This is a genomic window from Aeromonas sp. QDB34, from assembly GCF_027705405.1.
Classification (GTDB): Bacteria; Pseudomonadota; Gammaproteobacteria; order Enterobacterales; family Aeromonadaceae; genus Aeromonas; species Aeromonas hydrophila.
In genome coordinates this window covers 173,300-183,333 of sequence record NZ_JAPDBT010000009.1, presented here as the reverse complement: position 1 = coordinate 183,333, position 10,034 = coordinate 173,300, and the positions used below count along the sequence as shown (strand labels likewise).

The window sequence follows — 10,034 nt, the reverse complement described above, 5'->3', positions numbered from 1 at the left end:
AAAAAAACCCAGTGAAATCACTGGGTTGTTCTTTTTTGTGCCGTTTATTATGACACTTTATAATTTTCCGTCCGTTAAAAAGGTCTCTCATCGTCAAAGGAATGGACGTTATGGGATTTGCAGGAAGCGATCGCTATCTCGCCTCTGAATCGCTCAAGATGGCGGTCAATGCCGCCATCGTGCTGGAAAAACCCTTGCTTATCAAAGGGGAACCCGGCACAGGCAAGACCGAGCTGGCCGAAGCGGTGGCCCGCCATCTGGGTACCGAGCTGATTGCCTGGCACATCAAATCCACTACCAAGGCCCAGCAGGGGCTCTATGAGTACGATGCGGTAGCCCGGCTGCGGGACTCCCAGCTCGGCGACCCCAGGGTGGGGGATATCAGCCACTACATTCGCCGCGGCAAGCTGTGGCAGGCCTTCACCGCCGACCAGCGCCCGGTGCTGCTCATCGATGAAATCGACAAGGCGGACATCGAATTCCCCAACGATCTGCTGCAGGAGCTGGATCGGATGGAGTTCGACGTCTACGAGACCGGCGAGCGAGTCAAGGCCCCGCAGCGGCCGGTGGTCATCATCACCTCCAACAACGAGAAGGAGCTGCCGGACGCCTTCCTGCGCCGCTGTTTCTTCCACTACATTCGCTTTCCCGACAAGGCCGAGATGCAGGCCATCGTCAAGCTCCACTATCCCGATCTCAAGGAGAGCCTGCTCGGTGAGGCGATGGATCTCTTCTTCGAGCTGCGCGAGGTAGAGGGGCTGCGCAAGAAGCCCTCCACCTCGGAGCTGCTGGACTGGATCCGGCTGCTCTTGGCCGATGACATCGCCCCCGAGGCGATGCGTGCCCGCGAGCTTGGCAAGCTGGTGCCCGCCCTCTACGGCGCCCTGCTCAAGACCGAGCAGGACCTGCATCTGTTTGAGAAGCTCGCTTTTCTGGCCCGACGCGGCAGCTGACTCATGCTCATCGACTTCTTTACCCACCTGCGCCGCCACAAGCTCCCCTGCAGTCTGCGCGAACTGCTGGACTTGCACGCGGCGCTGGCAGCCCGGCTGGTCAGCCTCGACATGGACGAGTTCTACCAGCTCTCCCGCTGCCTGCTGGTGAAAGACGAGGCCCATTACGATCGCTTCGATCGCGCCTTCGCCGAGTATTACGAAGGGCTGGCCGCCATCCCCCTGTTGCCGGAGAGCCTGCCCGAGGAGTGGCTGCGCCAGGAGTTCGAGCGGCTATTGAGCGCCGAGGAGAAGGCGTTGCTCAAATCCCTCGGCGGACTCGACAAGCTGCTGGAGACCGTCAACCAGCGGTTAAGCGAGCAGAAGGAGCGTCACGCCGGCGGCAACAAGTGGGTCGGTACCGGCGGCAGCAGCCCATTCGGTCACGGCGGTTTTCACCCGGAAGGAGTGCGCATGGGGGGAGAGGGCCAGCATGGCAAGGCGGTCAAGGTGTGGGAGGCAAGGCATTACCGCAACTTCAGCGACGATTCACCGCTGGGACAACGGGCCATCCAGCTGGCGCTGCGCAAGCTCAGGCACTGGGTGCGCAAGGGCAACCCCGACGAGCTGGATCTCGACGACACCATCCAGAGCACGGCCAGACAGGGCTGGCTCGATGTGAAGCTCAGACCCGAGCGCCACAACGGGGTCAAGCTGCTGGTCTTCTTCGATGTGGGGGGCTCCATGGATGCCCACGTGGCCGAGGTGCAGCGCCTCTTCTCGGCCCTGCGCCACGAGTTCAAGCATCTGGAGTACTTCTATTTTCACAACTGCCTCTACGACTTCGTCTGGCAGGACAACGCCCGCCGGCACGAGGCGCGCTTCGATACCCTGCGCCTGCTGCGCACCTACGGCAGCGACTACAAGGTGATCCTGGTGGGGGATGCCACCATGGGCCCCTACGAGATCACCTGGCCCGGCGGCAGCGTCGAATACTGGAACGAGGAGGCCGGTCAGGTGTGGCTGGCCCGCCTGCAGCAGCACTTTCCCAAGCTGGTGTGGATCAACCCCACCCCGCGCCGGGAGTGGCTCTGGCACCCCTCCATCAAGCTGATGAATGAATTGATCGGCGGGCGCATGCACCCGCTGACCCTGGCAGGTCTGGCTGCGGCCATCGACCAGCTGTGACCCTCTCTACCCGAACAGACCAACAAGCCGGGAGTGAACCCGGCGAGGAGCAAAGATGACCTCTATCGTGATCAGTGGCTCAGGCCTCTATACCCCTCCCTTTGCCGTCAGCAATGAAGAACTGGTGGCCGCCTTCAACCAGTATGTAGATCTCTACAACGAGGAGAACGCCTCCGCCATCGACGCTGGCCAGCTGTCCGCCAAGCAGCACTCGAGCAGCGAGTTCATCGAGAAGGCCTCCGGCATCAAGAGCCGCTATCTGGTGAGCAAGGAGGGGGTGCTGGATCCCGACATCATGCAGCCGCTGCTGCCTGAGCGGCCCGATGACAAGCCCTCCATCATGGTGGAGATGGCGGTGGCCGCCGCCGAGCAGGCACTGATCGCCGCCGGTCGCGAGCCCGGCGAGATCGATCTGGTCATCGTCGCCGCCTCCAACATGCCGCGCCCCTATCCGGCCCTCTCCATCGAGCTGCAGCACTATCTGGGGGCGAGCGGCATGGCGTTTGACATGAACGTGGCCTGCTCCTCCGCCACCTTCGGCATCAAGACGGCGGCAGACATGCTGGCGGCCGGCAGCGCCCGATTGGCGCTGGTGGTCAATCCGGAGATCTGCTCGGGGCACCTCAACTTCCGCGATCGGGACAGTCACTTCATCTTCGGCGACGCCTGTACCGCCGTGCTGCTGGAGCGGGAGGCCGATTGCAAGGTGGCCAACCCCTGGCAATTGGTGGCCAGCAAGCTGGTGACCCAGTACTCCAACAACATCCGCAACAACTTCGGCTTCCTGAACCGGCTCAGCCCGCGCACCCGCTACGGCGACGACAAGCTGTTTCGCCAGCAGGGGCGCAAGGTGTTCAAGGAGGTGCTGCCGCTGGTGTGCGACCAGATTGCCGGCCAGCTCAATGAGCAGGGCTGGGCAGCAGATTCCCTCAGCCGGCTCTGGCTCCATCAGGCCAACCTCACCATGAACCAGTTCATCGCCCGCAAGCTGCTGGGCCACGATGCCAGCCAGCAGGAGGCGCCGGTCATTCTCGACAGCTACGGCAACACCAGCTCGGCCGGTTCCATCATTGCGTTCCACCTTCACAACGGCGACCTTCCCGCCGGGGCGCGCGGCGTGCTCTGCTCGTTCGGCGCCGGTTACTCCATCGGCAGCCTGCTGCTCACCCGTTTGTAAGGGGGGCCTAGCCGCGGCAAGCAACAAAAAACCACCCGGGCGGGTGGTTTTTTTTATGGCTGGCTCACAGGGCCTGCTCGATGGCGAGCACCAGGCAACTGGGCTCGCTGATGCGAAAGCGCACGTTGCAGTCAAACAGCCTAACGCCGTACTCCTTGTCATCCGGCTTGCCCTTCTTGTAGGCGGGGCGGGGATCCTGGGCCAGCACCTCGCTCACCAGCAGGCGCAGCTCGGGGTGGGCCTTGAGCCAGGGTTGCAGCTGCTGCTCCGCCTCGGGGCTGAAACTCACCGCCAGCGGCGGGGTGGGGGCATCGGGGGCGAAACCGCCGCGGGCATCCGGCAGGCTGTCGGCATAGGGGATATAGGGCTTGATGTCGACGATGGGGGTGCCATCGAGCAGGTCCACCGCCCCCAGCTCGAGCCAGAGTTTGCCGCGCTCACGACCGACCCCGTGCAACTCGACCACCGAGAGGCCGAGCGGGTTGGGGCGAAAGGTAGAGCGGGTGGCAAACACCCCGACCCGCTCGTTGCCGCCCAGACGCGGCGGGCGCACGGTCGGGTGCCAGCCCTGCGCCATGGTCTGGTGAAACACGAAGCTGAGCCAGAGGTGGGAGAACTGCTCGATGCCGCGCAGCACGTCCGGCTGATCGTAGGGGGGCAGCAACTCGAGGCGGGCGCGGGCCGATTTGACCAGACCGGGCTGGCGCGGGATGGCGAACTTCTCCTTGTAGGGAGAGCGGATGATACCCAGGGTGTCGATTTCGAACTTCATGGCGGATCCTGACTGAAAACCCCGGCAATGTAGCACAGCGGCCCTTAAAACGCAGGCTTGTCCGCCGGCTGGTGGCTGCCTGCTTGCCGTGATCCCGCTCCCATCCCGGCCGCTTCGGGGCTGTATCGTGCCGCCAAGTTGCGTAGGGTGGGCGCAGGATGAGTGAAAGGCGTGTCCGCCAGCAGGGCGGCTCGCTACAACCGGCGTGACCGCAGGAGAGGGGCCGCGCCGCACAGGAGAGACAGGGATGAAACTGCTGATCATCGGCGGCACCGGATTTCTGGGGCGCCATCTCACAGCGCTGGCGCTGGACTGGGGCCACGAGGTGACCTTGTTCAATCGTGGCCGACGCCAGCACCCGGACTGGCGCGAGCTCAGCCAGCTGCAGGGGGACCGGGATCAGGACCTGACCCCATTGCATCGCTACCAGGGAAGCTGGGATCTGGCTATCGACACTTGCTGCTATCGCCCCGAACAGGCGGCGAGCCTGTCGGCCGCCCTGCTCGGGCGCTGTGAGCGGTTGATCTTCATCTCCACCATCAGCGTCTATCACGACTTCGCCCAGCCCGGGCAGGACGAGTCGGCGCCGCTGCACGAGATTGCCGAGGGGGAGATGCCGGAGGATTACGGCCCCCTCAAGGTGCTGTGCGAGGCCACGTATCGCTCCCGTTGGGGCGAGCGGCTCTGCATCTTGCGCCCAGGCGTCTTGTGCGGCCCCCATGATCCCACCGGTCGGCTGGCCTGGTGGGTGAAGCGGGTGCAACAGGGCGGCCCCTGGCTGCTGCCAGGGCAGGGGGAAGACCGGCTGCAATATCTGGACGTGCGCGACTGCGCCGAGTTTGTGCTGCGGGCCGCCGAGCAGCAATTGAGCGGCATCTTCAATCTGATCAAGCCCGGTATCGCACTGAACGACTGGGTAGATCGCCTGGCCGCCAGGCTGGCACCTGCGACCCCGATCGTGCCCGAATGGGCACCCTGGCCCGCGCTGCTGGCCGCCGGGGTGGAGCCCTGGCAGAGCTATCCGACCCTGTTGCCCAATGAGCAGCCCGAGTATGCCGGTTATGGCCGCATCAGCGCCGAGGCGGCCATCGTGCAGGGCCTCAATTTTCGGCCGCTGGAGGAGACGGTGGCGGACGTGGCCGAGTGGCTGGCCGGCGCGCCGGACGCCGCGGTGGCCGCCGGCATCACCGCCGAGCAGGAGACGCGGCTGCGTCAGCTTGTCCGCTAGAGGCCGGCAAGTGCGGCAGCAAAGTAAAAGGGCATCGAGAGATGCCCTTTTCTGTCTGGTGTGAGCGCAGCTATTCAGCGCGCATGGCGGCGCCGGCGGCGGTCAGTTGCTCGCGCAGGATGGCGCGATGACAGCGGGACTCCTGCTCGCAGTAACAGCCCACTGACAGGTTGGTGGTGTGGGAGAGGGCGGCCAGCAGCGCCAGATCGTGCCTGGCTGCGGGGGTCGCCAGCTCGGCCTTGTACTGTTTGCAGAAGGCGCTCCACTGGGCGGGCGTCTCGGCAGCCTGGCCCAGCTTCATGGTGTCGTTGCTGGGGGCGAGATTGGGGAACCAGACGTCGTACCAATCCTGGCTGGCAAACTCGGTTTTGGGCACGCCGCGGGGCGGGCGGCGCACGGTGCCGATCCGCAGCCCCTCGTCGGGCAGGCGGGGCGTGCCGAGGCGAACGATGGCCAGTGCCATGCAGGCTCCTTACCGTTGACGCTTATTTCTCGGTGGCGACTTTCAGCGCCTGGCCGTAGCAGATCACCTGCTTCAGGCAGCCCGGGGTGTCGCTGAATTCGGCGCACTTGTCGAAGGTGACGCCGTTGCCGCCCATGTCAGCCACACGGCGGCGGGCCAGAGTGCGGGCCTCGCCGGCGTTGGGGATCGGCTGCTTGGCATCGCTCTGGCAGGACTCCCCTTCGACGGTGCCGAGGTAGAGGTAGTTGAGATCGGCCAGCTGGCCCTGTTCATAGATCTGAACGCTGCCCGGCTTGAAGTACTCGTCGAAGTTCTCTTTGTCCAGATTACTGTTGAAGGCAAAGTCGGCGCAGCCGGAGGCAATCAGGGGCATCATCAGGATCAGGCGTTTCATCGTCTCGTATCTTGTGTCGGTGATGAGGACAGTAGCAAGGCGCAGGCGCTCCATGTCGGCATCTTGTGGAATAACGAAGGGGCCATTATAGGGGCCAGTCGACGGTGTCGACCAGCCCCATTTTTAGCCGTATGGGCGGGGTGTGACCAGGATCCGGCCGTGTGTTGCCCGTGCAGCTTCACGCTGCCGGCAAAGATGACTGGCCCGGTGTCATGAGAGAGGAGCGCACCGGGCGCCCCTCTCTCATTGGTCATCAGGTCGGCGCCAGCCGCTGATGCAGGCTGCGGTAGTAGTCGTCCGCCAGCAGCGTCTGATGGGGGGCGCAGAGGCGGATCTGCCCCTCTTCCATCAGGGCGATCCGGTCCATCTGCTCCAGCCCCAGCAAACGGTGGGAGATGAGCAGCAGGGTGCGATCCGATCCCAGCTTGAACAGCAGATCCATGATCTCCCGCTCGGTCTGGCTGTCGAGCCCCTCGGTCGGCTCATCCAGCAGCCAGAGCGGCGCATCGTGCAGCAGGGCGCGGGCGATGCCGATGCGGCGGCGCTCGCCACCGGAGAGCGGCCGCCCGCCATCCCCCAGCCAGGCATCGAGCCCGCTGTCGCTGTGGCCGTTGTCATCTTCCAGCAGGTTGGCGAGGCCGACCTGGGTCAGCACCTGCACCAGCTGCTCGTCACTGGCATGGGGGGCGGCCAGCTTGAGGTTGCCGCGCAGGGTATCGGCAAACAGGTGCACCCGCTGGTTCACCACCGAGAGGGAGGCGCGCAGCGCCCCTTCGCTGTAGTCGGTGAGCGGCTTGCCATCGAGCAGGATCTTGCCGGCCTGCGGATTCCATTCGCGGGTCAGCAATCCCATCAGGGTCGATTTGCCGCAGCCGGTCTGGCCCAGCAGCGCCAGCTTTTCACCGGCCTGCAACTGCAGGGTACAGCCGCGCAGCACCGGCTGCGGGTTGCCTGGGTAGCTGAAATAGAGGTCGCTTATCTGCAGCGCACCCTGTGGCGCGTGGCGCTCTTCGTGGCCCCACTCGGGGGCCTTGGCCTCCTGCAGGATCTCGTTGAGGCGGCGGGCAGAGGTGAGGCTGGTGGAGAGGTGCTGGAAGGCACCAGCCAGCGGCATCAGCGCCTCGAAGCTGGCCAGGGTGGCGAACACCATCAGCGCCGTGATGGGATCCGGCGCGGCTCCTGCTACCCCGTGGCCGGCCAGCCACAGCATCAGGGTGAGGGTCCAGCCGCTCAGCAGTTGCACCGAACAGTTGGCCAGCCCGCTCACCCGGGCCATGCGGGCCTGGGCCTGGATCAGCGCCTGCTCGGCCTGCTGCAGCTCGTCGCGCGCCCGGGGGGCGGCGGCAAACATCTGCAGCTCGGCCTGACCGTCCAGATAGTCCACCAGACGGGTACGCAGGTTGGACTTCTCGGCGATCAGCTGGCGACCGGGCTGGCGGCCAAGGAAGTAGAACACCAGCGGCAGGGCCAGCATGCCGAACAGCAGGATGGCGCCCAGTATCAGGGCCAGGTCGGCATCAAACAGCGAGAGGAAGAACACCAGGCCGGCGCTGCTGAGCAGGGCCGCTCCTATGGGGGTGACCAGCCGCAGGTAGACGTGGTCCATGGCGTCGATGTCGGCCACCAGCCGGTTGAGCAGGTCCGCCTGGCGAAAGCCTGCGAGGGCGCCGGTGGAGAGTGGCGAGAGCTTTTGCCAGAACCAGACCCGCAGCCGGGTCAGCACACGGAAGGTGGCGTCGTGGCTCACCACCCGCTCACCCCAGCGGCCGGCGGTGCGGATGATGGAGAAGAAGCGTACCCCGCCAGCCGGCGTCATGTAGTTGAAGGTGTCGCGACTGGCGACCGCCATCCCCGCCACGGCAGCGGCGGAGAGGAACCAGCCGGAGAGTGACAGCAGTCCCATCCCGGCGACCAGGGTCACCAGGGCCAGCAGCAGGCCGAGGGAGAGGCTCAGCCAGTGCTGGCGATAGAGGCGCAGAAACGGCAAGAGATCAGTCATCGAGAGAACCCTCGTTACGTTGGGAGAGCTGGCGGGCGAACGGCCCCTGCGCGGTACTCAGTTGCTGGAAGCTGCCTTGCTCCACCAGCTTGCCACGCTCTAGCACCAGGATCTGATCCATCTTGGTGAGCTGGTCGATGCGGTGGGTGATCATCAGCAGGGTCTGGCCTGCCGCGGCCTGTTCGAGCGTAGTCATGATGGCCCGCTCGGAGTGGCGATCCAGGCTGGCGGTCGGCTCGTCCAGCACCATCAGCTGGGTGGACTTGAGCAGGGTTCGGGCCAGGGCGAGGCGCTGGGCCTGGCCGACCGAGAGGCCGCCGGCCTGATCCCCCACCGCATAGTCGAGCCCCTTCTCCATGGCAAACTCCCACGCCTGAGCCCGTTTCAGGGCCTCCTCCAGTTCGCTGTCACTGGCGGAGGGGTTGGCAAGCAACAAGTTGTCGCGTAGCGAGGCATGGAACAGCTGCGGGTTTTGGGAGAGCCAGCCCAGTTGGCGGCGCCACTGGCTCATGTCGAGGCTGGCCAGCTCCTGGCCGTTGACCTTGAGCTCGCCGCGATAGGGGGCAAAGCCGAGCAGGGCGTTGACCAGCGAACTCTTGCCGGCGCCGCTGATGCCGATGAGGGCGGTGCGCGAGCCGGATGCCAGGGTGAAGTCGATGGGGCCGACCAGCACCTTGCCCTCGGCGCTCAGCACTTCAAGGCCTTTGGCCTCTACCTTGATGGGGGCGTCGGCATGGAAGGGCGCATGGCCTGAGGCAGGTTCCGTCACCTCGGCTTCGAGGAACTCCAGCAGCTGTTCGGCGGCGCCGATGGCCTGCGCCTTGGCGTGGTAGTGGGCACCCAGTTCCCGCAGCGGGGCATAGAACTCGGGAGCCAGAAACAGCACGAACAGGCCGGTAAAGAGGGTGACTTTGGTGCCATAGTGGCCGAAGTTCAGGTGATCGATATAGGAGAAACCGAAGTAGACGGCCACCAGCGCCACCGAGAGGGCGGCGAAGAACTCCAGCACGGCGGTGCTGAGGAAGGCAAGGCGCAGCACCTCCATGGTGCGTTCGCGAAAATCTTCCGACGCATCGCGAATGGCATCCCCTTCCGCCTGGGTGCGCATGAACAGCTGCAAAGTGCGCAGCCCCTTCAAGCGATCGAGGAAGTGGCCGGAGAGACGGGCCAGCGCCTGGAAGTTGCGGCGGTTGGCATCGGCGGCGCCGACCCCCACCAGGATCATGAAGAGGGGAATGAGGGGCGCCGTGCCCAGCAGGATCAGGCCGGCGGCCCAGTTGACCGGGAACACGGCCACCAGGATCACCACCGGAATGAACACGGCAATCGCCATCTGCGGCAGATAGCGGGAGAAGAAATCCTGCATGTTTTCAATCTGCTCCAGCAGCAGGCTGGCCCAGCTGCCGGCCGGTCGACGCTGGATGTAGGCCGGTCCCAATCGGCCGAGGCGGGTGAGCACCAGCTCGCGGATGGCCTGGCGCACCGCGCTGCCGGCCTTGAAGCTGGCCACTTCACGGCCATAGGCCAGCACCGCCTTGCTGAGGGTGACCAGCAGCAGGGCGATGAAGAGGGGAATGGATTGCGCCGGCGTGGTGCCTTCGATGATGAAACCGTGCAGCAGGGTGGCCAGCAGCCAGGCCTGCGCCACCATCAGGATGCCCTGACCCAGGCCAAAGCCGATGGAGAGGCCGATCCAGCGCCGGCCGTGGCTCGATTGATTGCGCAACCAGCCATAGAGTCGTTTTTGCGTTTTTTTATCCATTACCACCATCCTCGCGTCGAGTGGCGCAAGACTATCCTCGCCCCCCAGGCTTGGCAACCTTGTAAATTCCGGCTTGTGAAAACGGTTGATTGAAAAAGCGTCGCGCTGCTCATTAGTTG

At 64.9% G+C, this 10,034-nt stretch carries 9 protein-coding genes; 4 read left to right on the top strand and 5 right to left on the bottom strand.

The genetic code is table 11. The annotated features are described in order from the left end of the window. Positions 1 to 110 precede the first annotated feature (110 nt). The 3 genes from OKC29_RS14130 to OKC29_RS14120 are packed head-to-tail and all read left to right on the top strand — an operon-like array spanning position 111 to position 3,297. Entirely contained in the window at positions 111 to 953 is an 843-nt protein-coding gene (locus OKC29_RS14130) for an AAA family ATPase (RefSeq protein WP_073351107.1), read from the top strand. Between the two features lie 3 nt (positions 954 to 956). Continuing rightward, positions 957 to 2,120 carry a vWA domain-containing protein gene (locus OKC29_RS14125; protein ID WP_073351105.1) on the top strand — a complete coding sequence of 388 codons (1,164 nt, stop codon included), beginning with the start codon at positions 957 to 959 and terminating at the stop codon, positions 2,118 to 2,120. Between the two features lie 55 nt (positions 2,121 to 2,175). Beyond that, positions 2,176 to 3,297 (top strand): beta-ketoacyl-ACP synthase III, encoded by a 1,122-nt coding sequence (locus tag OKC29_RS14120; RefSeq protein WP_073351102.1) that lies wholly within the window; start codon positions 2,176 to 2,178, stop codon positions 3,295 to 3,297. 64 nt (positions 3,298 to 3,361) lie between these two features. Here OKC29_RS14120 and tsaA read toward each other — a convergent pair whose 3' ends face one another. Then, positions 3,362 to 4,069 (bottom strand): tRNA (N6-threonylcarbamoyladenosine(37)-N6)-methyltransferase TrmO, encoded by a 708-nt coding sequence (tsaA, locus tag OKC29_RS14115; protein WP_073351101.1) that lies wholly within the window; start codon positions 4,067 to 4,069, stop codon positions 3,362 to 3,364. Positions 4,070 to 4,316: 247 nt separating this feature from the next. Here tsaA and OKC29_RS14110 point away from each other — a divergent pair, with 247 nt between their 5' ends. Beyond that, on the top strand, positions 4,317 to 5,297 hold the full coding sequence (locus OKC29_RS14110; RefSeq protein WP_073351099.1) for an NAD-dependent epimerase/dehydratase family protein: 981 nt from the start codon (positions 4,317 to 4,319) through the stop codon (positions 5,295 to 5,297). Between the two features lie 70 nt (positions 5,298 to 5,367). Here OKC29_RS14110 and OKC29_RS14105 read toward each other — a convergent pair whose 3' ends face one another. From OKC29_RS14105 to cydD, 4 genes are all read right to left on the bottom strand, one after another. After that, positions 5,368 to 5,760 carry a DUF488 domain-containing protein gene (locus OKC29_RS14105; RefSeq protein ID WP_005303108.1) on the bottom strand — a complete coding sequence of 131 codons (393 nt, stop codon included), beginning with the start codon at positions 5,758 to 5,760 and terminating at the stop codon, positions 5,368 to 5,370. Positions 5,761 to 5,782: 22 nt separating this feature from the next. Further along, positions 5,783 to 6,154 (bottom strand): Rcs stress response system protein RcsF, encoded by a 372-nt coding sequence (gene rcsF, locus OKC29_RS14100; RefSeq protein WP_010633326.1) that lies wholly within the window; start codon positions 6,152 to 6,154, stop codon positions 5,783 to 5,785. Between the two features lie 253 nt (positions 6,155 to 6,407). Then, a complete protein-coding gene (gene cydC, locus OKC29_RS14095; protein ID WP_073351097.1) occupies positions 6,408 to 8,153 on the bottom strand; it encodes a heme ABC transporter ATP-binding protein/permease CydC in 1,746 nt (581 codons plus the stop codon). Beyond that, complete coding sequence (gene cydD / locus OKC29_RS14090; RefSeq protein WP_073351095.1) at positions 8,146 to 9,915, bottom strand: heme ABC transporter permease/ATP-binding protein CydD; 1,770 nt, start codon at positions 9,913 to 9,915, stop codon at positions 8,146 to 8,148. The genes cydC and cydD overlap by 8 nt, the downstream gene beginning before the upstream one ends. Between the last annotated feature and the right edge of the window lie 119 nt (positions 9,916 to 10,034).